This is a genomic window from Tautonia sociabilis (assembly GCF_003977685.1).
GTDB classification, from domain to species: Bacteria; Planctomycetota; Planctomycetia; order Isosphaerales; family Isosphaeraceae; genus Tautonia; species Tautonia sociabilis.
The window spans coordinates 1-26,650 of sequence record NZ_RYZH01000033.1; the positions used below are offsets into that span (position 1 = coordinate 1).

Below are 26,650 nucleotides of genomic sequence, written 5' to 3' on the forward strand. Positions count from 1 at the left end.
AGAGCGTTGACGTACACGACGGGTCGCTGGGAGCAGTTCTGGGGCAGGCTCAGCCGGGAGGGATACCCGGTGGCGGCGTAAGCGAGTCCGGAGGGGCCGCGAACCACATCATTCGTCGGTCACACCCTCTCGAACGGAAGGCGGTGGAGGCGGAGGCCGATGGCCAAGCCGATCGGCGGACGGCGAATGACCGGGGATCGATGGCGGGGAAGGGATCGGACGCCGAGGACGGTCGATCCGAAGCGCTGATCGCCCCCCCGGAGGGTGCGTCTTCCCTCCGGATCGGACGTCAAGCACCGGTCATCCGCACTCGGCCCTGGGCCTTGATCCGGACTCGTGCCCCATCGGACCTCGACCGGATCGGAGAATCCACAGCCGAGAGGAGAGCGACCCCGTGGCCCTCGACCGGACTCTGGTGCAGATTCGAGAGCGATCGTACCCAGACATCCTGGATCTGGCGTTGGTGGTCATCCGGCACCGGCCCGGAACGATCGGAGCGACGGCGGCGGCGGGGATCGCACCCTGGGCGGCGCTGAACGCCTGGCTGTTGCGCGAGGCGGGAGAGATTCGGGCGTTGGGGCACCTGTGGGCGATCATGCTGGAGGCACCGATCGCCACGGCACCGCTGACGATCGTGCTCGGCGGCCTGATGTTCGGCTCCAAGCAGCGGCCGAGCCGGGTGATCGCCACGATGTTGGGCCGACTAATGCCGATGATCCTGTACCAGTTCCTCCTTAGGAGCATCCTGATCGGGACGGTCGCGCTGGCCTGGCTGGTGCCGACGCGGATGGCCTTCGCCAACGAGGTGATCCTGCTAGAACGCGGGAGGTGGTGGAAGGTCTGGTCTCGGAGCACTGACCTGACGGCCGATCGATCGGGAGACCTGTTCGGCCAGTGGCTGGCGGAGCTGGTCTTCGGATCGAGCTTCGTGATGGCCTTCTGGCTGGCGACGGGACAGATCGCTGGCGTCTTCGAGGGGGAGCTGACCTGGGCGCAGCCGGAGGTCGACCTGGTGTTCAACGGCTGGATGATTCTGGGGATCTGGATCGTGGTGGCCTTCCTCTCCGTGGTCCGGTTCCTGACCTACATCGACCAGCGGATCCGACTGGAAGGCTGGGAGGTCGAGCTTCGGCTCCGGGCCGTCGGCCGGACGATGCGGGAGGAGCTGGAGGCATGGTGAGCCAAAGCCCGGCGACCGTCCTGCTCGCCCTGGCAATGGGCTTGATCGCTCCGGGAATCGGCGAGGCCCGGGAGGTGGAGGAAGCCGCCCCAGCCGATTCCGAAGCGGTCGGCGCCGTCCGGCAGGCCCTCCGCGGTCAGAGGTTCCCCTGGTACGACGCGACGGCCGACGACTTCCGCCCGGTCATGCCGCCGAGGATGCGGTCGTCGACCGGGAGCGGCTGGTGGAACTGGGACCTCGGCGAGGTGTCGCCGCGGGAGCTCGGCCAGCTGATCATCTTTCTCCTGCTGGCGGCCTCCCTGACCGCGCTGGTGCTGTTCATCGCCCGGACCTGGCAGCGAAGGCTCCCGAACCAGGAGCGGCCGACGACTGGAAAACCAGCGCAGGTCACGGGCACGACGACCCGGATCGGCGCCCTGCCGACGGCCCTGGAGGTCGACGAGGCCGACCCGCTGGAGGCCGCCCGGCAGCTCCGGGAGCGGGGGGACCGCTCCCGAGCGGTCGTGCTGCTGTTCGCCCATCAGTTGCTGGTCCTCGACCGGCTCGGGAAGATTCGGTTGGCCCCCGGTCGGACCGGGCGGCAGCTCGTCCGGTCGATCGAGGAGGCCGAGCTGCGCGAGCCGCTCTCCCGGTCGCTCCGGCTGTTCGAGGACGTTTACTATGGCCACCGCGAGCCGGACCCGGCCGCGTTCGAGGCCCTGTGGGCCGAGGCCGAGGAGGTGGACCGTCGCCTTGGCTCGGGGGGAAGACCATGATCGCGAGCGGGCACGGGAGTCGAATCCTCGCGCTGGTGGCGATGGCGGCCGCCCTCTCCCTGTCCGGATGCGGCGAGGAGCGGATCGAGACGGAGTACGGTCGGATGCGGGGGCGGAGCGTCAATGGCACTGGCGCCTTCGCCGAGCTGCTCCGAGGCCGGGGGCATGAGGTCCGCGCCGCCCGTCGCTTGAATGACGAGCTGGCCGGGTGGGCCGACACGATCGTCCGCTTCGCCCCCGAGCCGGGCCCGATCGAGCGGGACGAGGCCGACTGGTACCTCGATTGGCAGCTCTCCGGCCTTGGCCGCCGGCTGATCTTCGTCTGCCGAGACGGGGGAGCCGAGGCCGAATACTGGGCGGCCGCGCTCTCCTCGCTCCCGGCCGACGCTCCTCGCGTGCAGCGGGACCGGATCCTCCGCAAGCTCGGCGAGGCGGGAGGCTGGGGCTCCGATCCGGCTCCGCCCGATCTTGAGCCGGCCGAGGCCCAGTTGTGGTTCTCGATCGACTCCAGCCGGGGGCTCACCGCGTCGGCGTCCACCCTGGATGGCCCCTGGGCCGAGGGAGTCGATCCGGCGGCCGCCAACGTGCCGATCAACCGCGCCATCGAACAGACCAGCGAGACGGAGATGCCGCTGCTGGTCGGCGATGGCCGGATCCTGGCGATGGACTGGGTCTGGGAAATGAACGAGGGAACCGATCCCTCGGCGGTGCTCGTTCTGGCCAACGGGTCGTTCCTGCTCAACGCGGCGATCGTGCCTAAGGCCAGGCGTTCCCTGACGCTTCGGGTGGCCGAATGGGCAGGGTCAACGCCCAGGAAGGTGGCGTTCGTCGAGGGCCCGTTCGTGTTCGGGGCCCAGCAGCCGCTGCCGACCCCCTGGGAAGTGATCCGACAGGTGCCCGAGCTTGGCATGGTCGCTGGGCACTTCCTGGCGTTCGCCCTTGCGGCGGCCCTGAGCCGGGCTGTCCTTCTCGGTCGCCCTCGGCCCGCTCCCTCGATCGCCCTCGATCGCCCGAGCGCCCACGCCGAAGCGCTCGGCCACCTGCTGGCCCGCGTCGGCGCCTCCCAGGCGGCCCGGTCGATCCTGGCCTCCTATCGCCGATGGCGGAGGCCGCAGCGAGCGGTCGACGCAAGGACGGAACCTGACAGCGGATAAGTCGAAGCGGGGGGGAGAAGGCCGACCGGCAAGAGCGGAGGGGATCGGCCGCCGACTTCCGCCGTCGCCCGCAGCGATCGGCTCTCGACCGCCGGCCGGCTTCGGGCGCTGGTGGGCCCGGATTGAAGTCAGGAGGGGCTCGAGTCCTCCTGGGAGTCGAGGGCGGATCGCCAGAGGTCGAGCATGTCGGAGAGGGTCTGCTCGATCTTGAACTCGGGCTGCCATCCGGTATGGGAGCGCAGCTTGGAGGAGTCGGCCAAGAGGAGGGGCTGGTCGACAGGGCGGACTCGGGAGGGATCGACGACGACCTCGACGGGGCGTCGGGCGAGGCGTCGGAGGATCTCAAGCATGGCGGTGAGCGAGATGTCGCGTCCGGTGCCGATGTTGTAGACCTCGCCGGGGAGGCCGAACTCGGCGAGGAGGCGGTAGGCGCGGACGATGTCCCGGACGTCGGTGAAATCGCGGACGATCTCCAGGTTGCCGACCTCGAGGCGAGGGCGGGTGCCGCGTTCGACCTCGGCGACCTGCCGGGCGAAGCTGCTCAGCACGTAGCGGTCCTCCTGGCGAGGGCCGGCGTGGTTGAACGGCCGGGCGATGACCACGGGGGTTCCCCAGCAGAGCGCGTGCTGAATGCCCAGCAGGTCGGCGGCGGCCTTGCTGGCGGCGTAGGGGTTGTTCGGCCGCAAGGGGCAGCGCTCGGTGACGGGAAGGTCCGCCGGGGACGGGTTCCCGTAGCAGACGCCCGACCCGACCAGCAGGACGCGGGGGGTCGGGTGCAATCCCGAGGCCCGGACGGCCTCCAGCAAGGTCATCGCGCCACCGAGGTTCAGTTCCCAGGTCTCCCGGGGATCGCTCAGGCTGGCGCTGGGGTTGGCCTGGGCGGCCAGGTGGTAGACGGCATCGGGACGCTGGCGGGCAAGGAGCCTCGTCAGCGACTCGACGGAGTCGACCCGGAGATCGAACGCCTCCAGTCGGATCGCCTGGGCCAGGTGCGAGGAGGGGCCCGACCAGACCCCCGAGGAGGAAAGGCCGACGACCTCGTCCCCCCGTTCGATCAGGTGCTCGGCCAGATGGCCGCCCACGAAGCCGGTGATGCCCGTGATGAGGGCTCGCATCCCGATTGCCCCTCCTCCCCGCGGCCCTCGCGCTCGCGGCGGTTTCCAAGCGGCCACCGGCGCGGTGATCCCCACCGAGCGGCCAGGCCGGCGTGCCAGCCTAATCGGCGGAAGGGACCCGGACAAGGCGACCATCGCGAAGCGGGGCGGCACCGCCTCGCCTGGGGCCTGCTCACGATCAGGGAACGACTCCCAATCACGGGAAATCGGCCGATTCTCTGGGGCCGGTCGAGCCGATACAATAGGAAATCTGGGCCCAGCTCTGAATCCTCGAGTCGATTCCGGGCCGAGGCTCCCGATGTCGGGGCGTTTCCCGGGCTGCCGCTCGCGTCGGGGCGAGCCCGTTGGACCCGGGGCTCGACCTCCTCCGATCGAGGACCCGTCCCATGATCCCAATGAGCTGCCCGAACTGCGGGAGCCAGGGCGAAGTCCCGCTCGACCGGCTCAACAGCCGCCTGAAGTGCCGTAAGTGCGGGACGATGTTCTATATGGACGAGACCGGGCAGATCGTGCTCGGCGACCCGAACGCTCCTCGGAAGAACGGGAGGCGTGCCCACGCCAAGCAAGCGGGCCCGGGCCTGGACGTGGACTTGGACCTGAGCCGGATGGTCCGGGATCTGCCCAAGCCGGTCCGGATCGGTGCCCTGGGGCTGGCGATCCTGGTGGCGATCGGCTATGGCGTCTCGACGTTGCTGGCGTCGATCGGCTTGCCGAAGGATGTCGAGGGCCGGACCAAGTATGTCGGCGAACTGTTCGTCGACAACAAGGTCGACGATCTGAGGGCGCTGGCCACCCCCGAGACGGCGGACGACCTGGTCCGGTGGCACGAGGAAACGCGCCCCGACCTCGCCTTCGAAGGTCCCCGGGTCGATCAAAACGACGTCTCCACCAGCGCTGTGGTGATGGACTCCAGCGACACGGCCGCCCAGAGCTTCGTGAGCCTGCTGGTCACCAACGCCCCTCCCGTCCCGAGAGGAGCGGCAACTATCGACGAAGGGCCTCAGTCCAAACTGACCCTGGTGCTCTACTGGAAGAAGTCGGGCGACCAGTGGCTCGTCGACGGCGCCCGGACCCTCCAGGAGGCGCTCAACCAGAAGCAGGCCGCCGAGCGATCGCGGAACCGGAGTCGGGGTCGCTGAGCGACCGCCTGCGCCCTTGAGACGATCGGAACGCAGTCACAGGGTCGGATGTCGCTCGGCCGCGACGGGAGGGCTGAGAATCTCCTCTGCCTCCCTTGAGTCGTTCCTGTCAAACGGTCGGGGAACTCGTCCGAGCAGGGCTCCAGAGCCACCGACACGACAGGAAGGCCTCACCCCGAGCCCGATTCACGATCCGAGTCGATCTCCTTCTCGGACGTCGGGCCGCAAGCGGGGGCGGCGCGGCCTATCCACCGATGCCATCCCCCCTCAGATGCCGGGGGACGTATTCGGAGAATACGGTGGTGACGACCGCCCCCTGGTAGAGATCCCTGAGATACTCGTCGATCACCTCGGCCTCCTTTTCGGCCTTGAGGAGATCCCGGATCTCGTCCTGGACCTCCTCGAAGCGCTTCCGACCGGCCGGGACTCGGGATTCGAGCCGGACGATGTGGAGCCCGTCCGGCCCCTCGATGACCGCGCTGGTCTGGCCCGGGGCGAGCGATTCGAGCGCCTGGTTGACTTCGGCGACGGAATAGCTCCCCGGCGAGGACGTCCACATCCCCCCCTGGGGGGCGTTGGGCCCCTCGCTCAGCTGCTCGGCGACACGCTCGAACGGCTCCCCCCGCGCGAGGCGGGCCAGGGCCTGCTCGGCCTTGGCCCGGGCGGCGTCCCGGCTCGGGTGGTTGGCGAACCGGACGACCACCTCCCGCCAGGTGATCTCGGCGTCTCGGTGGAACGCCTCGTGGTCGCGATGCTCGTGGTAGTAGGCACGCATCTCGGGCAGGTCGACCCGGATCTTGGAGGTGACGTTCATCACCAGGTATTGCTGATAGATGAACTCCAGCTTGAAGGATTCGAGGATCTCCTCGAATGACTCACCGCGTTCAGCCAGGATCCGCTCCAGCTCGAAGCGGTCCTGGGCCTTGTACTGATTGAGCAGGCCGGGGAGCCGTTCGCGCTGGAAGTAATCGACGGCCCCCTTGTTGATCATTTCCCAGCGCTTGGGGTCCTTCAGCTCGTTGCGCCGGGCTTTCTGAATGACCAGCGAGCGGTCGATCAAATGGTCGAGGATGTTCTGGGCCAGGGCGGTCCGCATCTCGGCGGTGGCCTGCCCCTCGGGATCGATCTCCCGGAGCCGTCGGGCGACGGCCGATTGCAGTTCGTTCCAGGTGATGATGTCGTTGTCGACACGGGCCGCCCATTCCCCGATCGGCTGCCCGATGGGTGCCGGGGGCTCAGTCGCCGAGGCCCGAGCGACCGCCGCGTCGCCATCTCCCCCGGAGGCGGTCGGGGGCGGAAGGTCAACCTCCTCCCGATGCGAGGCGACCGCGCCAGGGTTCTCCGGCACTCCCTGAGCGCTGGTCGCCGTCGGGGAGGGGGGGGCCGGAGCGGCGGGCGGCCGCGCTGGATGCGACGCCAGCCGAGCCGGAGTGGCGACCGGCGGCGACTCGGCGGATCCGGGAACGGTCGAGGAGGAGAGGCGGGGGGGTTCAACCGCTCTTTCGCCGTTGATGCCGGGGTGGACGCCTGAGGTCCGCACCACCGGGGCGGAGGAGTCTCCCGCCGGAGGGCTTGGGAACGGCCCCGAGTTGACCTGCTGCTCGATCGGGGGCAGACCGTCCGGCATGGCCGCGGGGGCGAGCCCGGCGGTCGGCCGGACGCCATCTCGGGTCTGCCCGCAGCCGATCAGCATCGCGGCGAACATCCCCAGCCCGACGAGCCGCTTCATCGCCACCCCCCTCGACTCGACCTCGGCCGGCCGCCAGCGGTCGGCCCGTGCACCGGAACCGGTTCGAACTCGGACAATCAGTTCCCCGCCCGTCGGCGTCGGCCGGGAGAGGTCCCGGTCGGAATGGGGACCGCGACCGATCCGCGTGGTCCTTCTCAAGGATGTGAGGCCGCGACCATACGGCCAACCGGGAGGACCGGCAAGGCCAGTTTCACCCGTCGGCGAACCTCGGCTGGCGGCTCGCCTTGACCTCCGAGGCGCGGCCGCTTATCGTACCGCGGCCCCAGGGAGGGGCACGAACCGGGGGAAGGAACCCGTGGGCGCCGATCGCTGCTGCATCCTGGTCCTCAACCACAACGGCCGAGACCTGCTGGCCGAGTGCCTCCCTTCGGTCGTCCGGGCCGCCGAGGCCGCGCCGATGCCCTGCGCCGTGGTTGTGGTCGACAACGCATCGACCGACGACTCGATCGCCCTGGTCCGCGATCGCTGGCCCTCGGTCCTCGTCGAGCGCGAACCGAATCGGGGGCTCGCCTCCTTCAACCGAGTGCTGGCGCGTCGGGATGAAGAGATCGCCCTGCTCCTGAACAACGACGTGAAGCTCGCTCCCGGAGCGGTCGCCCCACTCGTCGCGGCCCTCCAGGCGGATCCCGACGCGCTCTTCAGCGCCCCGGCGTGCTGGACCTTCGACGGCTCGACCTACGAAGGCATGCGCACTCGAGTCCGCATCCGGTACGGGCTCGTCCAGGGCCTCTGCCGCGTGCCCGGCTTCGAGGCCGAGGTCGACCGCCCCGGTCTGACCGCCAGCGCCGGGCCGGTCCTTGCGGTCGACCGTCGCAAGTTCCTGGCGATTGGCGGCTACGACGAGTTGTTCTTCCCCGGGCGGATCGAGGATCTCGACCTCGGCTTCCGGGGCTGGATGGCCGGCTGGCGCGGCCTGTATGTGCCGGAATCGGTCGCCTATCACCGTGGGTTCGCCTCGTTCGGCCCGGCGTTCGGCCGATCGGGCTGCGACCTGCTGGCCATCCGCAACACGCTGCTGTTCTCCTGGAAGAATCTCTCCGGTCGCCTGCTCGCCGGGCACCTGGCCTGGCTGGCGGTGCGGACGGTCGCGAGCGTGGCCACGGGTCGCACCGCCTTCGTGAGGGCGCTCGGGGATGCCCTCTCCCGGCTGGGATCGGTGCTGGACGCCCGGCGGTCGGCCGCGGCGGGAGCTGTCGGGAGGGTCGATCGCCAGAACGCCTTCTTCCGAGAGTTCCGATGGTGATCGACTCGGCCTCCGACCGACCCCGAGGAGATCCGGCGCAGGGAGGCACCCGATGGCTCGACCGAGCACCCCGAGAGCCTTGATCGTCGACGCCCGCCCCCGAGGCCCCGACGGCCCGATGGCGCGGGTCCCGCTGCTGGGACGGCCGCTCCTGACGCACCTGGTCGAGTTGGCCTTCCGAGTTGGAGGGGACCCCGTGGTCGTCCACGCTCGGGCCGACGAACACGAGGAACTCGCCCGGTTGCTGGAAGGGACCAGCCATCCGGCCCCGGTCGTCTTCGCGACCGGGCCGCCTCCCGAGGGGGCGCTGATCCTCCGGGCCGACCGGCTCTATGACCCCGTTCGCCTCCGCCGCGCCGCCCGTCGCGGCCGAGACGCCGAGGCGGCGGCGATCTGGCGCCTCGACACTCCCCACGGTCTGCTCGGGGCGGAGGCCGAGCTTGTCCGCCGCCGATCGTATCAGCCAATCGGCCGGTTCTGGTCCGTCGGCCTGGCGGGGCTGCTCGTCCGGCTCCTGGCGCCGACTCGGGTCCGCCCGCATGCGCTGACGATTGGGTCCTTCGCCCTGATGATCGCCTCCGCCGTCTTGGTCCTCTGGGGGAGGCTGGACGCCCCGGTTCGCTGGGGCACGGCGGCCGCGCTGGCGGCCGCGCTGGTCCTCGATGGGGCCGACGGGCGGCTCGCTCGGAAGCAGGGGACCGCCTCGCCGATCGGCCGCTGGCTCGATACGACGCTCGACGAGTCGGGCGAGATGCTCCTGCACGCGGCGATTGCCTGGGCCGCCTTCTCTCGGAGCGGCTCGGCGGCATGGCTGGCAGCGGGGATGACGTTCGCTATGGGCAAGTATCTGTTCACGATCAGCAATGACGAATGGGACCGATCCCTCGGCCTCCGCGACCGCAACTCGGGGCTTGCCCGCGTGCCGCTCGACGCCGAGCCGAGGCTGGCGAGCCCGACCTGGTGGGGACGCCGGCTGGGGCACGCCGACGTGCGCTGGCACCTCTGGATCGTTGCCGCCGCGGCGGGCCGGCTCGACTGGGCCCTGGCGGTGTATGCGGCCTATTTCCCGACCCGCGCCCTCGTCGGCGCGATCCGAAAGGTGGGACCGATATGGCGAGGCGCCCCCGCATCTCGGCCCTGATCATCGCCCGGGACGAGGCGAAGAACCTGCCCGGCTGCCTCGCCTCGCTGGGCTGGGCGGACGAGGTCGTGGTGGTGGTTGACGCCGCCAGCCGCGATCGGACGTATCAGATCGCCCGTCATCGGGTGGACCGCGTCCTCCTGCGCCCGTTCGACGACTTCGCCTCTCAGCGCAACGCGGCGCTCGACGCCGCCTCCGGAGACTGGGTCTTCGCCATCGACGCGGACGAGCGCGCCACCCCCGCTCTGGCCGCCCAGGTCCGCGCCGCCGTGGCCGACCGCCGCTCGGGGCACGCCGGCTACCGAGTCCCGATTCGTAGCGAGATCCTCGGCCGCCCCTTCGGTTACTCCGGCACCCAGGACGACCGGCCGCTCCGCCTCTTCCGCCGGGGTCGGGGCCGCTGGGTCGGTGCCGTCCATGAGACGGTCGCCTTACGCGGAACGATCGGGGACCTCTCCGAGCCGCTCCGGCACCGCACGATCCCGAACATGAACGTTTTTCTGTACAAGTTAAACAAATACACGAGCCTGGAGGCGATTGAGTTCGCCCGGCAGGGCCGGCCCGTCCGCCCCTGGGACCTGACCCTCCGTCCGTTCTGGACGTTCGCCAAGCTCTACGTTGCCAAGCAGGGCTACCGAGACGGCCCGGAAGGCCTGGTCTTCTGCGCCCTTTCCGGCGTCTCGGTCGCGGTGCGGCACTGGAAGCATCGCGAGCTGATCCGCCGGGCCGAGGCCCGGAGGAGGGCCGCGTGATCTCGCCGACTCCCCCCCGGTATCGGGACCGGCACGAGGCCGCGGTCGCCTCCCGGTTCGACGCGCTGGCCCACCGCTTCCGAGACGAGGTCGCTCGCGACGATTTCCGGCTGATGGCCGCCCTCCGCCACCTCGGCCCGGTGGCCGGCCGTCGGGTGCTGGACCTTGGTTGCGGCAAGGGTCGGTTCGCCGCGAGACTGGCGGAGCGGGGGGCGAGCGTGATCGGGGTCGACGCCTCGGCGGCCATGCTGGGGGTCGCTCGGGGCAGGGGAGTGGCGGTGGCGAAGGGGTCGGCCCGGCGACTGCCGATCGGGGACGATTGTGTCGACCTAATCCTGTCGATCGAGGTCATCGAGCATATCGCCCCTCCCGAGCTTCCCGACGCCTTGGCCGAGGCGTTCCGCGTCCTCAGGCCGGGCGGTCGGCTCGTGGTGATCGACAAGAACGCGGCGTCGCTCGACCCCATCCGTCCGTGGCTGCCGGCGGTGCTGGTCAAGCGGATTGACGAGCGACGGGGGCGATGGATGTACCCCCCCGACTCGAATGCCCGGGAGCGCTGGTTCTGGCCCGGCCGGGTGCCGAGCTTGCTGCGGTCGGCGGGATTCGTCGATCCGAAGACGGAGCCGATCCCCTGCCCGGTCGAACGGGAGGCGAAGGTCTTCCGGTGGTTCCCCGCCGCGCGACGGTTCGTGGCGTGGTCGGCCTCGAAACCTGGAGGACCTCGCTGATGGAGGCGAACGCCGGCGTGCCGGTCCTGCCCCTGCTGCTCTGGGGAACTCCCCCGGGGTTGGAGCTGATCCTCCGGCAGGACGGGGTGCCGTTCGAGACGGTGGTCGAACCGCTGCCGATCGTTCTCCAGCGCGGGAAGTTCGTCCTGGTCGACGCCCGCTCCGGCGTCTCGGCGCACGGGCTGCCGCTGGCGCCGTGCCAGGAGGCGATCGACATCGATCGCTTCCGTCGCGAATGGCCGTTCGACCCCTTCGCCGCCCTGGTGGACAACCGGGCCTCGCGGTTCGGCTGGCGAGTGGCCGGGGAGGAGCTGACCGAGCGCGTCTCGATCCGGGACAAGGGGGCAATCCGGCGCCGGTTGCTGGCGCAACTGCGAGCGGAACTCGCTCGCAGGGGAGGCATCTGGGCCCGGATCTCAGCCTTCCCGTACCCCTACCGGGGGGCCTTCAACCTGCGGCTCGACCTCGACGAGCCGATCCCCGGGGACTATTTCCGATTCGCCGAGGCCCGCCGACCGCTCGACGACTGCACCACCCACTTCGTCAGCACCGCCGCCTACGGCGACCTTGCGGACGTTCTGGCCGACTTGCGGCGGGTCGACACACAGTCGCACGGGCATTTCCACTTTGTTTACCGAGATCCTGAGGCCAATCGCCGCAACGTCCAGCGGGCGCACGACCTCCTGGAGGCGAGCGGTTTTGATCCGGTCGGGTTCGCCGCGCCGCAGGGGCGCTGGAACCCGGGGCTGGACGGCGTGCTGGAATCGCTCGGGTATCGGTATTCGTCCGACTTCGGCCTGGGTTACGACGACCTGCCGTTCTTCCCCTGGTTCGGTGGCCGCTTCTCGAAGGTCTTGCAAGTGCCCGTGCACCCGATCTGCGAGGGGCTGTTTCTCGACGCTGGCATCGGGGACGGCCGGGAGATCGCGGCGCACCTGGTCCGGGCGGTTCGGGCCCGGATCGACGTCGGGGAACCGGCGTTCGTTTACGGGCATCCGGAGCGTCGGCTGGCCAGATATCCGGAGGTGGTCGCGGCGCTGGCGAGCGAGGTCGAGCGCTACGAGTTGCTCTGGCGGACAACCCTGACCGAGTTTGCCGACTGGTGGTTGTGGCGAGGACGGCGTCGCTGGTCGGTTTCGGCGCGGGGGCCTGGCGTCTTCGAGGTCGCCTTCGAGGAGTGGAGCGATGCCTACCACCCGACCCTGGAGCTTGTCCGGGGCCGGCACGTTGCCAGCTTGCCGGTGCTTGGCCCGAGGGCGGTGCTCCGGCTCGATGGGCTCTCGTTCGAGGGGCCGAGCCGTCGCGTCGACCTGCCGGCCCCGATCGCCGTACGCCGGCCGTTCAGCCTGAAGGCGGCCGTGCGAACGGCCCTCGACTGGGAGACGGTCACGCCGCTCGAGGAGCTGGACGCGGGCTCGATCTCCGCGATGCTGAAGAAGCGACTCCGCCGCTGGCGGGACCGGCCGGGGAGGGCCCCCGCTCCGGATCACCCCCGGGGCTCCGCCGGCCGATCGGGATGACCCCCGGCCCGGGTCCGGGGCCCGGACTGGGCTTCCCCGGCCTGCCGGGTTCTGTTATGAAGGCGACCCGCGGGGCGAATCGCGCCGCGACGGGAGGGCCCGACGGTCGGGCCCGCCGAGCCGACGTCGGGAGCCTGAACCCGCCCGGTCCCGGGGCGTCGGCCGACGCCGACCGGGCACGAAGGCCGATCGGGCCCCCGCTCCCAGGGATGGGAGGCTCCACCATGGCCCGGCGGACGACCCGCTCGACGAGCGGGGATCGGGACGATCGGGGTCGTTTCCCAAGGATGGGGAGCGCGGGCATGTCCCTGAGGATGTCTCTTTGCGCGGCGATCTCCCTGGGCCTGACGATCGGCGCGCACTTCGTCGCCGGCCAGGCCGCCCAGGAGGTGCCGGCCGACGCCCCGGGGCCGCCGAGGGTCGCCTCCCCGGGCTCGAAGACCCCCAAGGGCTCCGCCCCGGGAGGGGACGGCTCCTCTTCGCCTTCACTGGCGGGGAACCCGGTTCCCAAGGGGCCGCCCTCGATGTCGATTCCGTCTCGTCCACCTCGGGATGAGGACTCGGGGACGGCCGCTGTCCCCTCGAGCGACCCCCTGCCTGCTCCTCCGCTCGTCGCTCCGTCTCGAGCTTCCGACCTGGTCGACCTTCCCAACCTGCCGACGGGAGATGGCCCCCCCGCCGTCGCCGGCCCGGGGGACGGTGGCTCCCCGCCGCCGACCGGCCTCGGCGATGCCCCGCCCGCGCTCTCATTGGCTCCTCCCCTCGGACGTGATGATCCATCGTCCGTCGATCCCCCCTCCCTGCCGGGAGGCCCCCCCTCGGTCCCAACGGTGATGGTGGCCGAGTCCGGGGCAGGCGACGACGGTGGGTACGCCGACTCTCCCAATCCGCCAGGCACCTCCCCGGACTCCGGTCTGGAGCCCGTCCCCGGGATGCCTGCGCCCGAGGGCTCCGCCTTGGCCGGGCTCGGCGCGAAGGGCGGCGAGGGGTCGGCTGTCTGGCCGGGAGCTCCCCCCGCCCCCCCGGCGTCCGGCGCGATGCCCGATGATCCCGCGGGGGATCCTCGGATCTCCGAACTGACCCTCCCCGAGGACGAGGGAGATCCGCTCGGAGGGATCACCCCCCCGTTCCCCTCGCCCATGGACGAGGACCTCGGACCTCCGGGCGTCCCAGGCACCGCGCCGATCGGAGGCGATCCGGTCTTCGCGGCCGAGTCGGGCGCGATCCCTCCCGAGGCGATCGGAGACGATCCTGCTCCGGTCGTTGACGCGGCGAACCTGGGGACGTCCTCCCCGTACAACGAGGCCGACGTCGCGACCGATCCCGGTTCCGGGGCCCTGGACGGCTCGCCGTCGGAGCCGATCTTCGCCTCGGAGCCGCCGGCCGCCACTCCCCCGACCGCTCCGGCCGTTGCCTCCGAGCCGAATTCCCTCGAGCCCGAGCCAGCCGCCAATCCCATGCCCCCGGCCGTATCGAGCAGCCGGCCGAGAATGGCGCTGCCGACGCCAGTGCCGCTGACCCCCGAGTTCTCGGCCGCGGGTGGGCCCGCCGCCGACCCCCGGCTCCAGACCTCCGCCGCCCCGCCAGCCGGCGAGGCGACGATGGCCGACAGCCTGGCGGACCGACTCCCCGAAGGCCCTCGGGTCGTCGGCCTGAGCCTCGACGTCAGCCAGCCGCCGACCTCGAATATCAACTTGCCGATGGATGTTGTCATCACCCTCCGCAACGAGGGCCGAGACGACGCCTTCGACGTGCTCGTCCGCCTACCGCTGCCCGACGGGCTGGAATACGTCGAATCCTCTCCCCCGCCCGACGAGCAGGCCCCCGACGGCTCGTCGCTCTCCTGGCGGTGGGCATCGCTGCCGGCCGGCGAGTCCCGAGTGATCGAGCTGACCACCACGCCCCGCAAGGCGGTGCCCATGGACATCGTCCCGCGGATCACCTCGGTCATGGCGGCCAAGTCGCGCACGGCGGTGCAGGAGCCGAAGCTGAAGATCGACCTCGTCGGCCCCAACGGCGAGGTGCTCAAGGGGAGCCAGTTCGACTTCCAGGTCACGGTGAGCAACCGGGGCAACGGGCCGGCCCGGAACGTCAACCTCCAGGCCAACCTCACCGGAGGGCTCCAGGGCTACGACCTGGACGGCCGCCTGGTCGATGACCGCACGTTCGAGATGGCCATCGGCACCCTGGAGCCGAACGACGTCTACGGGCCGATCCCGCTGAGCGTCCTGGCCGCCGGCGCCGGCGAGCAACTTTGCACGATCCGGGCCACCAGCCCTGATGTCGTGCCGGACACGCCGGCCGAGGAGAAGAAGGTCAACATCGTGATGCCCGACCTCCTGCTCACCGTCGTCGGCCCCGACAGCCGGCCGGTTGGCTCGGTGGCCGAATACGTCATCACGATCACCAACCAGGGAACCGCGGCGGCCACCGACGTCATCGTCGGCTTCTTCGCCCCCGAGAGCGGCACCCCCGACGTCCCCCGCGACGCGGATTACAAACAGGACCCCGCGTCCCGGCACCACAAGATCTACTGGCACCTCCCCCGATTGGACAAGGGGGAGACCCGGGAGTTCCGCGTCCCGATCCGCTTGGACCGCATCGCCCTGTATCCTGTCCAGGTCGCCGCCCATTCGCAGGGGTTCACCAGCGAGCAGGACACCCGGCGCGGTTCGAAGCAGACCGACGTGGTCGGCATCCCGGATGTGCAAATCGTGTCCGTCACGCGCAAGGATCCGGTCATCGACTTCGGCGACACAACCGACTTTGAGATCCGCATCCGCAACGGCGGCTCGAAGGAAGCGACCAACGTTTACGTCGACTTCTACACCAACGAATGGATCGCCGTCGAGCGTACCGACCCTCCCGACGCCAAGTACGACGGCAACAACCCCACCCACCACGGCTTCCCGCCCATCGACCGTCTCGCCCCCGGAGCCGAACGCACGTTCGTCGTCACGGTGAAGGCCGTCAAGTCTCCCCCCGCCGGTCGGGCGGTCGCGAATTTCGACGTGAAGATCTTCTGGGACGGCCTCGACCAGGCCACCCCCGTCAGCTCGAACAACTACGTCTGGATCGCCGAGGGGCAGATCGCCCGCACTCCGGGAGGCAGCCCGAGGTGATCGCGACGACCGTCGCATCCCCTCGCCCGCCCGACCTCGGGGGGAGGGCGAGCGGGCTCCCGGCGATACAATAGGTTCCTCGGGCGACTCCCGGGCGGTCACTCCCCCGGGTCGCCACGCCACCGCCTCCCGAGGACCTCGCCATGCGACGCCCCGCCGCGACGATCCCCCCTCCCGCCCCACCCCTCGGCCGACCGGCCCCGCTTCTGGGGCCGGTGGCGGCCCTTGTCGCCTTGCTCCCCGTCCTCGGCCTCGGATGCCGTGGCTCGATAGCCAAGGACGAGCCGCCGATCCCCGTCGCGACCCAGACACCGGCGCGAGCCGACACCGAACCGGCCGAAGTCCCGGCGCCGGCCCCCGAGGGCCGCAACCGCTTGGGGGAGCAAACCAGCCCCTACCTGCTCCAGCACGAGCACAACCCCGTGCACTGGTATGCCTGGGGGCCCGAGGCGTTCGCAGCGGCGAAGGCACAGGACAAGCCGGTCTTTCTGTCGGTCGGCTACCGCTCCTGCTACTGGTGCCACGTCATGGAGCGCGAGTGCTTCATGGACGAAGGCATTGCCGCGCTGCTGAATGAGCACTTTATCAGCATCAAGGTCGACCGCGAGGAACGCCCCGACGTCGACCAGGTCTACATGACCGCCTTGCAGGCAATCGCCAACGGCCGGGGAGGCTGGCCGATGTCGATGTTCCTGACCCCCGACGGCCTTCCCTTCTACGGCGGCACCTACTTCCCGCCCGAGCCCCGAGACGGGATGCCCAGCTTCCCCCAGCTCCTGGAGGCGATCCGGGACGCCTGGGCCGAACGCCGAGCCGAGGTGGAACAGGACGCCGAGGCGCTCACCGCTTACGTCCGCCGCGTCTTCGACCTCGGCATCGCCCTGGAAGAGGTGCCACTGAACCGGGAGCTGGCGTCCTCGGGCATCCCCGCCCTGCTGGCTGAGTACGACCCTCAGCACGGCGGCTTCGGCTTCTCGCCCGCCCGGCCCGAGGGCCCGAAGTTCCCCGAGCCGGTCAACCTGGTCTACCTGATCGACCAGCACCGCCGAGGCCGTTCGGCCCCCCCCGGCGCCCCGGACTTGCTGAGTGTCGTGCTCAAGACGCTCGACCGGATGGCCCGAGGAGGCATCCGAGACCACCTTGCCGGCGGCTACCACCGCTACAGCACCGACCGAGCGTGGCAGGTCCCCCACTTCGAGAAGATGCTCTACGACAACGCTCAGCTTGTCCCCGTCTTCCTCGACGCCTTCGAGCTGACCGGAGACGAGCGCTGGGCGGCCGAGGCCCGTGCCACCCTCGACTTCGTCGCCGACGTCATGGCCGCTCCAGACGGCGGCTTCTCGTCATCGATCGACGCCGAATCCGATGAAGAAGAAGGGCGCTTTTACGTCTGGACGCGCGATCAGGTTCAGGACGTCCTCGGCGACGATGCCTCGTACACGCTGTTCGCCACCGTCTTCGGCCTCGACCGCGAACCGAACTTCGAGGGCGATCGATACGTCCTGACCCGGCCCGACACGCCTGGTTCCGAGGCCGTCACGCTCGGCCTGGCTCCTGAGCAGGTCGAGGACGCCCTCGCCCCGCTCCGAGAGAAGCTCCTGGAGGCCCGCCGGACGCGCGAGATGCCGTTCATCGATGATACAGTGCTCACGTCCTGGAACGGCCTGATGATCGGCGCCTTCGCCGACGCCGCGAGGCTCCTCGACTCTCCCCGGTATCTGGAGATCTCCTCGAACGCCGCCGCCTTCGTGCTGGATTCGCTCCGAGACGACGATGGACACCTCCTCCGCGCCTACCGCTCCGGCTCCGGCAAGCTGGCGGGGTACCTGGAGGATCACGCCTACCTCATCGACGGCCTGCTCCGCCTGCACAAGGCGACCGGCGACCCCCTCTGGCTCGACGAGGCCCGGTCGCTCGCCGACCGCATGATTGACGCCTTCGCCGATCCCCGAGGGGGCTTCTTCTTCACGGCCGACGACCATGAGCGCCTCGTCGCCCGAGTCAAGGAGCCCTTCGACGGCGAGCTCCCCGGCCCGAACGCCGTCGCCATTCGCAACCTGATCTCCCTCCATCGCCTCACTGGCGAGGGTTCGTACCTCGAACTGGCCGCCTCCGCCCTTTCGGCGTTCGCCCCGGCCGTCTCCCGGTCGGCGGGCTCGGCGCCGATGATGCTTCTCGCCGTCGACGAATACCTCGATGTGCAAGACGGCCCGAAGGACGAAGCCGCCTCCTCGTCTCCCGCGTTCGTCCCGGGAGAGCTCCGGCTCCCCCCCGGCGAGGGCAATCCGACTCCTGCCGGCCCCTCGATCGTGACCGCCCGGGCCGATTCCCCCGCCGATCCAATCCGACCCGGCCAGCCGTTCGAGGTCCGAGTCACGCTGACCATCGCCGATCCCTACCACCTCAACGCGAATCCGGCCGGCGCCGCCAACCTGATCCCCACCACGCTTGCTCTTCCGAAAGACGCCCCCGCCGCGCTGGTCTCCGTCGACTACCCCGCCGGTTCCCCGCTCTCGCTCGCCGGTCAGGACGACCCGATCCCCGTCTACGATGGGACCGCCACCCTCGTCGCCCACCTTCGGCTCCCGGCCGACGCGCCCGCCGGCCCCTCGTCGCTTCCGATTGTCATCCGCTACCAGGCATGCGACGACCGCTCCTGTCTTGCGCCCGCTCTCCTGGAATTCAACGTCCCGATCGAGGTCGCTCCGGTCGATCCCGAACCCTGATCGCTCGTCCTTGTCGGAGCCTCCGGCACCTCGGAGAGGGGTGTCCCCTCTCCGCCCGCCGGGTCTTTCGTCATCCCGCAGTCGTCATCAGCCATCCTCGGAGAGTCCGTTGCCCGCCCGCGACCGCCCCCCGACACCTCCCGTTCCCCTCATCGGCCTTCTCAACCTGGACAAGCCGACCGGCATCACCTCGAGAGACGCTGTGGACCTCGTCGCCCGTCCCTTGAAGCGGTGGAAGGTGAAGGTCGGCCATGCCGGCACACTCGACCCGCTCGCCTCCGGCGTGCTGGTGGTCGCGGTTGGGCCGGCGACCCGCCTGATTGAACGCGTCCAGGACCAATCGAAGACCTACACCGCCACGATCCTGCTCGGGGCCACCAGCGACACTCTCGACGCCGACGGCGTCATCTCCCCCGTGGCGGGCGCCGTCCCTCCTCACGAGGATCGGGTCCGAGCCGCCCTTGCCTCCCAGGTCGGCGAGATCGAGCAGCGTCCGCCCGCCTTCTCCGCCCTCCGGGTCGGCGGCAAGCGGGCCTACGAACTGGCCCGAGATGGCCGGGAGGTGGAGCTGGCGCCCCGTCGGGTCCGCATCGATCGCGTGGAGCTTCTCCGATACGAATGGCCTCGACTGGAGATCGAGGTCGATTGCGGCTCAGGCACCTACATCCGCTCGATCGCCCGAGACGTGGGGGAGGGCCTCGGATGCGGCGGCCTGATCGAAGTCCTTCGCCGCACCCGGATCGGTCCGTTCCGCGTCGAGGAGGCAACCCTGGCCGTGGCGGAAGCCCTCACGCTCGAGTCGATCCCCCGGCTCCTGCGCCCCGCGGTCGACGCCGTCCCCGAACTCCCCCGGCTGGTCCTCACCGAGCGGCAAGCCGCCCTCGTCCGGCTCGGGCAGCCCCTGGGAGCCCGGTCGGGAGTCTCCCCGCCGGGAGAGCCAGGCGAGGTCGCGCTGCTTGGCCCCGACCGCGCTCTTCTCGCCCTCGCCGAGTCGGACCCCGACGCTGGCCTCTACCGCCCTCGTCGGGTCCTCCCGGGCTGATCGATACCAGTCCCATCTGGGATTCTCTCGAACAATCCCCGCCGATGGGACGAACTTCAGAAGGGCTCCTGGTGTCGATTCTCCCGGCCCAGCGGTCTCCTGTCGTTGACGGCCTCCGCTGAGCCGTCCTAGAATCGGCGCGGGGACAAGAACCCGCAGGGTCGCCCCGGATCGCTCAATCGACACCGACCGGCGTTCCGATCACCCCCTCCCACCTCCCTTCGAGGGTCAGAGCCGCCTTGACCGAACTCAAGAGCACCGAGCGCAAGGATCTCAGGGAACGGGCCATCCTCGTCGGCGTCCTGTTGCCTGACGGCCGGTACAACCCGGAGGACCCCCTCGACGAGATCCGCGGGCTAGCCAAGACGGCGGGCCTGGTCGTCGTCGGTTCCCTGCTCCAGAAGCGGCAACAGGTGGATATTGCCACCGTCGTCGGCTCCGGCAAGGTTCACGAGCTGAAGGAGCTCTGCGAGGCCCAGGAGGCCGACCTTGTCGTTGTCGACCACGATCTCAGCCCCTCCCAGGGACGCAACCTGGAGAAGGCCCTCGGGGTGAAGGTCATCGACCGCACCGAGGTCATCCTTGACATCTTCGCCACTCACGCCCAGACCAACGAGGCCCGGCTCCAGGTTGAGCTAGCCCAGCTCGAATACTCCCTGCCCCGCCTGAAGCGCCTGTGGACCCACCTGTCGCGTTACAAGGGCGGCATCGGGGTGCGGGGTCCTGGTGAGAAGCAGTTGGAGACGGACCGCCGGCTTGTCGAGGGGCGCATCCAGGATCTCAAGGCCAAGCTGCAGAAGATCCAGGCGAGGAAGGAGCGAGAGGTCGCCGCCCGAGACGCCGTGCCCACCGTCTCGCTCGTCGGCTACACCAACGCCGGCAAGTCCACGTTGATGAATGCGTTGACCGGTGCCGGTGTCCTTGTCGAGAACAAGCTCTTTGCCACCCTCGACACCCGTACCCGCCGCTGGAACTTCTCCGGAGGCGGCCACTTCCTGCTGTCCGACACGGTCGGCTTCATCCGAGACCTGCCGCACTCCCTCGTCGCCTCATTCAAGGCCACGCTCGAGGAGGCCAGCCAGGCGGATCTCTTGCTGCACGTCGTCGACGCCTCCAGCCCCGAGGCCGAGGCCCAGATCGAGGCGGTCAACGCCGTGCTTGACGAGATCGGCCTCCTTGACCATCCGACGATCCTGGTCCTGAACAAGGCCGACCAGGTCCCCGACCGCTCCTATCTCGATGTCCTCCGCGCCCATCATGACGAGTCGATCGTCGTCAGCGCCGCCACCGGTGACGGCCTCGATCGGCTCGAGCAGGCCGTCCGCGAGGCGATCAACGAGTCGGCACTTGACGCCGAGATCGAGACCACCGTCGGCAATGGTCGCGTGCTCAGCTACCTTGCCCAGCATGCGTTGATCCGGAATCGCCGCTACTCCGATGGGGACCGGGTCACCGTCGACTGCCGCCTCCCCCGCCGCTGTCTCGGCTACCTCGCCGAGCACGGTGTCGACGTCCGCACCAACGGCCAGCGTCTGTACGCCTGAGCCGACGAGACGATCCTACCGGGAGGGCTGGCCGATTCTCCGCCGGCCCTCCGACGTTCCTCCAATCGCCAAGCCGCTCAAGAACGAGCACCGACCCCTCGGGGCGGTGCTCTCCGCTCGACCTCCGCTCGCACCGCTTCCCCGATCCTGCCCGATTGGTTCGGATTCGACTTTCTTGATGAATTTCCTCGCTGGACCCCGGCGACATCGGCCCTCGTTGCTGTCCAGAACGAGCCCGTCGGCCCTGGCCGTCCGATCGTGCGCGGACATCCCGACCCGGGAACCTTCGACCGGCCGGCTCAGAACAGGTCATTGGGTAGGTCGGGCTTCAATCGCATCGTCTCCTTCAGATCATTGGAGTTCTTCCAGAGCAGCACGATCACGGCGATCGCGTTGAAGATCAGGCCGAGGATGAACCACAGCCACGGGTTCCTCCCCGTGTTCTGCGCCCAAAGGGCGCAGAAACCGCCGAACAGAAGGAGCACGGTCCACCCGACCTCGTTGTGTTTGATGATCGTTCGGGATTCCGTTCAGCGTTCCAGGTCCTCGACGTCCGACCGCAGCCGACACACGTCGGATTCGAGTCCCTCGATCGCCCGCTCCAGTTCCGCGATTCGGCCCCCGAAGTCCTGGGCCGGGGCAGGGGAGGGCATCCCGCCGATCGGGAGCAGCGCGAACAGCAGGACGAACTTCACAATGCGAAGGCGACTCATCTCCGTCCTCCGAAGCCGATCACTCGGGGAGAGGCCCGACGGGCGCCTCGAATGGTCGATTGAGCGGCGAGCGGCCGATGGAGGAGATTCGTCTCCGGTTGCCGATTCTTGTCAGGACCAGGTCGGCCGGAGGCCAGGGACCAGACTTGCCCTCACGACCCAGCCAAGGCTCCCGCTCTCGAACGACCTGGACCTCTCGGCGAATTGCTGAAATGTCCCCGGCCCTCGCTCCGAGGGGTCTGGAAGAGGATGCCGAGGGCCGGAAGACGGGCTCACCGAACCTGGATCTTGATGTCGGCCGCGTCGGTCCCGCCGGGGGGGACGGCGTACTCGACGGTCTGGGGAGTGAGCTGCTTCGGCTGGTTTCCCTGGGCGACGAAGTACTCGAGGTCGTTCTCGTCGTCGGGGTCGAGCAGGGGATCGAGCACGGGGTCGGGCGTCACCGTCATGGGGGGCGTGATGGTGACGCGGTGGTTCCCGACCACGGCGCCCTTACGGCCGTCGATGGTCTGCAGCTCGAAGTGACCCTGCTCGTCGGTCTGGCCGCCGGAATTGAGGTTCGGGTCCTCGGTGTCGGTCGGCTCGAAGATGACGGTCGCGCGGGCGAGCGGCTCGCCGTTGACGACGACCGTTCCCGAGACCGGGACCAGCTCCGGCCCGGCGTCACCGCAACCGGCGGCGAGGGTAAGCAGCCCGACCGAAACGAATGTGACGATACGAAGGCTCATTGATCGACGCTTCCCCTGGGGATCGTGGACTCGAATGGCCCGGCCCGCCCCGGACCGGCAGGCCTCGGAGACGAGCGGGGCCCGCCCGGCCGGGACAGCCCTGAGGGGCACCGGCCGGGCGGGTCTCGAAGTGAACAGAGTCCCGGAGCGATCAGTACTGGTCGGCGCTGAGCACCTCACCGCCGGCGATCGAGGCCAGAGGCATCCAGACGCCCCTCAGGCTGATCGACTCCTTGAGAAAGATCACCGAGCCGTCGGCCTTCAGTGCGTTCAGGCCGCCGGGATGGAAGCTGGCGAAACCTCGTTTGCACGTGTTGCTGCTTGGGGCGCCTCCGCTTCGCTGCTGGAAGAGGCAGAGGTCGTAGTCGGGAACCATGTAGCCGGGCTTCCACGGCTGGGCCGACGACTGGTTGTAAGACGTGTAGGTGTAGGCCCAGAAGGTCCGTCGACGGTTCGAGGTCTTCGTGCCGTACTCCGAAACCATCAGGGTGTTGGACGTGCCGTCCCGAATCGAGGCGATGCGCTCGACCGAAAGCCCCCGGGCGGGATGTTGTGGGTCCCCGCGGCCGGTGATGACGTACGGTCCGGACGTCGGCACGACGTGCATCACGCCGCGCCAGCCCATGGGAACCAACCCGGCCCGAATCTGAGCGCCGACACCGGCATCGTCCCACATGTACTCGCCGTGGATCCCCTCCGTCGCACCGCTGATGCAGCGGTAGGAGCCCGGGGCGTATTGCAGGTCGTGCGCGGCTCCCGGACCGCTCGCCGGCTCCTCGGTGCGGTCGGTGTTCTCGTCGGAGGGGCAGATCATCGTATTGAGGATCGTCACCCGCACCGTCCCATTCTCCATCACCGCCTGGCCGGCCAGCGGGTGCCAGGGGAAGTGGCTGTCGTTGCCCAGCTCGTAGTTATAGGCATTGTTCAGCGATGTGCCCTCCATGAAGGGCAGGATTGCCAGCGCCCAGGTCGTCAGGTTCGGGGCGCTGCAGCACCAGCCGGAGGCGATGCTGCCGGGAGGAAAGCTGCCAAAGGCGCTCTCGTAATTATGGATCGCCAGCCCGATCTGCTTGAGGTTGTTCGAGCACTGGGCGCGGCGGGCGGCCTCGCGGGCCGATTGCACCGCCGGCAACAGCAGCGCGATGAGCACACCGATGATCGCGATCACCACCAGCAACTCAATCAGCGTGAAGGCACGACGCTTCATGGGGCTCTCCCTCCTCTCAAGCCGAGAAGTCGGGAACTTCCCGAACTTGGATCGATAATCCCGATTTCGGTCACGAACCGGGACGACGAACGCGGCCCGGCCCTCGGTCGGCCTCGATCTCGACGAGACGATCGTCACCGGCAGGATCCCACGACGCGCTCCGATCCTCCCGATCGAGGCCCCCTGATCCCCAGATGACTTGCACGTGGCGATGTGAAGCGTGCCAGGAAATGGCAGCCTTATTAATGCCGGCCACTTCCCATCGGGTCAAGGAATAAATCCCAAAAGAGGGAACAAACAGCGCGCCGTCACCCGCCGCCGATCCATCGAGCCTCTTCCGGAACGATGCCCGATCGGTTGTGATGCCGGAATCCCTCGATGACGGCCCCTGGGCCGAAGCGGCCGGGGTTGTGTCTCGCCAGGAGTCGGGAGCCCTCCGCGCCCCCGGGGAGCGACACGAACTGACGCACCGAGCATCGGAAGGTCAGCAATCGAGACCATCCGGGATGGCGCATCGCCCCGGCCCCGGGGCGGCCTCGCGCAGCAGCCGACCGCGCCCGATTGTGCGCGGGAGATGAAGAACGCAGCCGGGAGCGGAGCGAGATCGGTTCGACCGGGAAGTCGATCCTGGATCAGGGGCCGATCTCGAAGGGCAGCGCGATGATCCTCGCTTCGACTTGCTGCTCAACGCGGTCGAAGACGTCGACCTCGAACGGCCGGCCGATCCCGTTGCCGGCGAGGTCTTCCAGGTCGGTATCGGCCCGGAGCCGGTGCGTCCCGGCCCTCCAGGGCCGTTCGGGAGAGAAGACCCACCTCGTCTCTGCCGAGGCCACCTCGACCTTCCCGGGGACGAGTCGATCGGAGGGATCGACCACGGACAGCAGGCGGCCGGCCAGCGCGTGGTCGAGCGGCTCGGGGAAGGAGACGACGAGCGGATCCCGGGAGCCAGCCGCAGGAGGGGTGACCCGCCAGGAGTGAGGATCCGGGGGAGTCTCGTCGGCGGGTCCGGCTTGGAACGCCTTGCGGAAGGGAGAGGCCAGCGGTCGGCCGGAGGCGTCGGGCCAGCCGGGGTCGACGACCAACTCGTACGAGCGACCGGCTTCGAGCACCGGACCGAGTTCTTCCCGGGGGAGGAGGCCGCGCTTGATCCGGCCCGGGTCGATCAGCAGCGTCATCCGGGTGCCGGACCGATCCCACAACTCCTCGTCCAGTTCCAGGAAGGGCGCAATCACAGGTTCGCCGTCGGGCCCAAGGAGCGTGATCCGGTGATCGGCTTCCCCTCGGCTCATCGGCGAGGAGAAGTGGAGATAGAATCGTAGCAGATTCTCCGGGAGCACATCCGCGGTCGGATAGACGGCGAGGACCCGGGCGGGTTCGGCATCGTCGGGGTTGGGGACCGACAGTTCGGCCTCGATGGGGGAGGCCTTCGGATCTCCCCCAGGAATCCGGCCGGGGAGGAAGCTCGCTTGGTAGGTCGTACCCGGGCGGAGGGAGAAACGGGGCTCGAACCGGAGGCGGTCGCCGACCACCCGGACCTTGCCCAGCATTGGCTCCGGGGCGCCGGCCACCGCCACGACGATCGGCGGCTGCCGATCCAGGTCGGCCGATCGGAGGAGATCGAGCGACCGGGAATCCAAACCGGCGACCTCGAAGGCTCCATCCTCCGCCAGCAGGATCGTCGGGCGGGACGGGGACTGATCGTCACGGGGAACGCCCCCGCCGAGGAGGGCAAACACAACGAGCACGATCATCAAGCGGCCCTCCGAAGCGGAGTCGCACACTTCCCGCCGATCGGCCGAGGAGGGAAACCTCCCCGGCCGACCTGAGGGGGTTGGATCTTGGAGCCGATGGTTCATCTCCCCATCGGTTGGTTCACGGCCTGCTCAGGGCAGGTCGATGGTGCGGAGATCCTGGGCGCCGCTGTCCTGCTGGACGAGGATCAGGGCGCGTTCGGCGTCGAGACGGTCGAGCTGGACAACGCCTTGGAGGTTGTCGATCGTCTCGTACTTCAGGCCGGCGGTGTCCTGAACCGGGGAGGTGATCCCCTCGATCGTGGAGGCGGGGCCGGCGTCGACCTTCATCACGCCCCGGGCCGAGTTGGCCACCAGCAGCAGCTCTCGGTTGTCCTTCTTGTAGGAGACGAGGTCGAGCGGGGTATTGCGGTTGCCCAGTTCGGCGACGGTCGTCCCCTTGACGTGCGCGCCGGCCTTCAGGTCGGCGACCGGGATCTTCACCAGCGGGGTGCAGGTGTAGGCGGCCATCAGGTACGGTTCGCCCTCGATCTGAGTGGCGACGAAGGTGCGGATCGGCGACCGCGTCTCGAACCGCCCGTGAGCGCCGTGGTAGATCTCCAGGCTGGCCGACTGCGGGCCCTCCTCGAACGGGACCGGGATCGCCAGCAGCCGAGAGGAGAACTCCTCGTTTGACAGGCCGGCGACGAAGAGGCGGCCGTCGGCGAAGACCAGGTCGGTGATCGCCTGCGCCCGGAGGCTGCGGCCACGCTCCTGGGCGTTGGGGTCCGGGGCATCGGGCAGCTCGGCGCGGGCGAACTCGACGTCGGAGAGATCCAACACCTCGACATCCCCGGAGGCGTCGACCCGAACGATCGCCGGCTCGGCGTCCGGCCCTCGTCCCCTCGAAACCGACAGGTAGGCTCGGCTGGAGGCGGGGTTGACCGCCAAATCGTTGATCAGAATCTCCTGCGGCTGGGTGCCGAGTTTCGCGGCGATCGTCTCGTTGATCTTCGCCACCTCGATCGGCCCACCGGCCGTCGGGGAGGTGTCCCCGGTGGCGATGGCGAACACCGCCGCGCCGGTCGAGTCGCCGATGAACAGGACCCCCTCGGGGCCGAAGGTCATCGCCCCGGCGGACTTCAAGTCGGGCGAGCCCCGCTCCATGCCCTCAGTCAGGTCCCCGGCGGCCACGGCGGTTGTCAGCAGGGCGGACGCGGACAGGCTCGCGATCACGGTGCGGATCGTCAGCGTCATGATGACTCCCCTGGTTGGTAGCAGCTCGAGTGGTGGATCGATCCCGGGTGAGGGCGAGGTGCAGACTCCCCCTGGGGAGAGTCGAGCGTCATCTTGGTGCCAGT

Annotated in this window: 21 protein-coding genes; 13 read left to right on the top strand and 8 right to left on the bottom strand. The window is 69.5% G+C overall.

All coding sequences use genetic code 11. From position 1 onward, the window contains the following. The first annotated feature begins 394 nt into the window (after positions 1–394). The 3 genes from TsocGM_RS16515 to TsocGM_RS16525 are packed head-to-tail and all read left to right on the top strand — an operon-like array spanning position 395 to position 3,089. Entirely contained in the window at positions 395–1,180 is a 786-nt protein-coding gene (locus TsocGM_RS16515) for a hypothetical protein (protein WP_126726567.1), read from the top strand. Beyond that, positions 1,174–1,935, top strand: coding sequence for a DUF4129 domain-containing protein (locus TsocGM_RS16520; RefSeq protein ID WP_126726568.1), 762 nt, complete (start codon positions 1,174–1,176; stop codon positions 1,933–1,935). The genes TsocGM_RS16515 and TsocGM_RS16520 overlap by 7 nt, the downstream gene beginning before the upstream one ends. Beyond that, on the top strand, positions 1,932–3,089 hold the full coding sequence (locus TsocGM_RS16525; protein ID WP_126726569.1) for a DUF4350 domain-containing protein: 1,158 nt from the start codon (positions 1,932–1,934) through the stop codon (positions 3,087–3,089). Before TsocGM_RS16520 ends, TsocGM_RS16525 begins: the two co-directional genes overlap by 4 nt. Before the next feature lie 128 nt (positions 3,090–3,217). On the opposite strand, the gene TsocGM_RS16530 is transcribed toward TsocGM_RS16525, so the two are convergent. Then, complete coding sequence (locus TsocGM_RS16530) at positions 3,218–4,204, bottom strand: GDP-mannose 4,6-dehydratase (RefSeq protein ID WP_126726570.1); 987 nt, start codon at positions 4,202–4,204, stop codon at positions 3,218–3,220. 386 nt (positions 4,205–4,590) lie between these two features. Here TsocGM_RS16530 and TsocGM_RS16535 point away from each other — a divergent pair, with 386 nt between their 5' ends. Further along, positions 4,591–5,343 carry a hypothetical protein gene (locus TsocGM_RS16535; protein ID WP_126726571.1) on the top strand — a complete coding sequence of 251 codons (753 nt, stop codon included), beginning with the start codon at positions 4,591–4,593 and terminating at the stop codon, positions 5,341–5,343. A gap of 244 nt (positions 5,344–5,587) precedes the next feature. Here the strand turns inward: TsocGM_RS16535 and TsocGM_RS16540 are convergent, their stop codons facing one another. Then, positions 5,588–7,072, bottom strand: coding sequence for a peptidylprolyl isomerase (locus tag TsocGM_RS16540; protein ID WP_158633594.1), 1,485 nt, complete (start codon positions 7,070–7,072; stop codon positions 5,588–5,590). A 316-nt stretch (positions 7,073–7,388) separates the two neighbouring features. On the opposite strand from TsocGM_RS16540, the gene TsocGM_RS16545 reads away from it, so the two are divergent. From TsocGM_RS16545 to hflX, 9 genes are all read left to right on the top strand, one after another. After that, a complete protein-coding gene (locus TsocGM_RS16545) occupies positions 7,389–8,336 on the top strand; it encodes a glycosyltransferase (protein WP_233578964.1) in 948 nt (315 codons plus the stop codon). Between the two features lie 52 nt (positions 8,337–8,388). Next, on the top strand, positions 8,389–9,477 hold the full coding sequence (locus TsocGM_RS16550; RefSeq protein ID WP_126726574.1) for a CDP-alcohol phosphatidyltransferase family protein: 1,089 nt from the start codon (positions 8,389–8,391) through the stop codon (positions 9,475–9,477). Then, on the top strand, positions 9,447–10,229 hold the full coding sequence (locus tag TsocGM_RS16555) for a glycosyltransferase family 2 protein (RefSeq protein WP_126726575.1): 783 nt from the start codon (positions 9,447–9,449) through the stop codon (positions 10,227–10,229). Before TsocGM_RS16550 ends, TsocGM_RS16555 begins: the two co-directional genes overlap by 31 nt. Continuing rightward, positions 10,226–10,957 (top strand): class I SAM-dependent methyltransferase, encoded by a 732-nt coding sequence (locus TsocGM_RS16560; RefSeq protein WP_233578966.1) that lies wholly within the window; start codon positions 10,226–10,228, stop codon positions 10,955–10,957. The genes TsocGM_RS16555 and TsocGM_RS16560 overlap by 4 nt, the downstream gene beginning before the upstream one ends. Next, a complete protein-coding gene (locus TsocGM_RS16565; RefSeq protein ID WP_126726576.1) occupies positions 10,957–12,477 on the top strand; it encodes a polysaccharide deacetylase family protein in 1,521 nt (506 codons plus the stop codon). Before TsocGM_RS16560 ends, TsocGM_RS16565 begins: the two co-directional genes overlap by 1 nt. A 1,037-nt stretch (positions 12,478–13,514) precedes the next feature. Next, positions 13,515–15,599, top strand: coding sequence for a DUF11 domain-containing protein (locus TsocGM_RS16570; RefSeq protein ID WP_158633595.1), 2,085 nt, complete (start codon positions 13,515–13,517; stop codon positions 15,597–15,599). 143 nt (positions 15,600–15,742) lie between these two features. Then, positions 15,743–18,325 (top strand): DUF255 domain-containing protein, encoded by a 2,583-nt coding sequence (locus tag TsocGM_RS16575; RefSeq protein WP_126726578.1) that lies wholly within the window; start codon positions 15,743–15,745, stop codon positions 18,323–18,325. A gap of 109 nt (positions 18,326–18,434) precedes the next feature. After that, positions 18,435–19,367: a tRNA pseudouridine(55) synthase TruB gene (truB, locus tag TsocGM_RS16580; protein ID WP_233578967.1), complete on the top strand. Its 933-nt coding sequence runs from the start codon at positions 18,435–18,437 to the stop codon at positions 19,365–19,367. A 239-nt stretch (positions 19,368–19,606) separates the two neighbouring features. Continuing rightward, positions 19,607–20,911: a GTPase HflX gene (gene hflX / locus TsocGM_RS16585; RefSeq protein WP_126726579.1), complete on the top strand. Its 1,305-nt coding sequence runs from the start codon at positions 19,607–19,609 to the stop codon at positions 20,909–20,911. Positions 20,912–21,210: 299 nt separating this feature from the next. On the opposite strand, the gene TsocGM_RS16590 is transcribed toward hflX, so the two are convergent. The 6 genes from TsocGM_RS16590 to TsocGM_RS16615 all read right to left on the bottom strand — a co-directional run bounded on the left by TsocGM_RS16590 (position 21,211) and on the right by TsocGM_RS16615 (position 26,546). Continuing rightward, positions 21,211–21,396, bottom strand: a complete 186-nt coding sequence (locus TsocGM_RS16590; protein WP_126726580.1) for a hypothetical protein — start codon at positions 21,394–21,396, stop codon at positions 21,211–21,213. A gap of 45 nt (positions 21,397–21,441) precedes the next feature. Next, positions 21,442–21,624 (bottom strand): hypothetical protein, encoded by a 183-nt coding sequence (locus TsocGM_RS16595; protein ID WP_126726581.1) that lies wholly within the window; start codon positions 21,622–21,624, stop codon positions 21,442–21,444. Positions 21,625–21,896: 272 nt separating this feature from the next. Then, complete coding sequence (locus TsocGM_RS16600) at positions 21,897–22,352, bottom strand: peptidase associated/transthyretin-like domain-containing protein (protein WP_126726582.1); 456 nt, start codon at positions 22,350–22,352, stop codon at positions 21,897–21,899. A 151-nt stretch (positions 22,353–22,503) separates the two neighbouring features. After that, the gene (locus TsocGM_RS16605) at positions 22,504–23,559 is read right to left on the bottom strand and encodes a DUF1559 domain-containing protein (RefSeq protein ID WP_126726583.1); all 1,056 of its coding nucleotides are present in this window, start codon (positions 23,557–23,559) and stop codon (positions 22,504–22,506) included. Positions 23,560–24,191: 632 nt separating this feature from the next. Continuing rightward, on the bottom strand, positions 24,192–25,310 hold the full coding sequence (locus TsocGM_RS16610) for an Ig-like domain-containing protein (protein WP_126726584.1): 1,119 nt from the start codon (positions 25,308–25,310) through the stop codon (positions 24,192–24,194). 132 nt (positions 25,311–25,442) lie between these two features. Further along, the gene (locus TsocGM_RS16615; protein ID WP_126726585.1) at positions 25,443–26,546 is read right to left on the bottom strand and encodes a hypothetical protein; all 1,104 of its coding nucleotides are present in this window, start codon (positions 26,544–26,546) and stop codon (positions 25,443–25,445) included. Between the last annotated feature and the right edge of the window lie 104 nt (positions 26,547–26,650).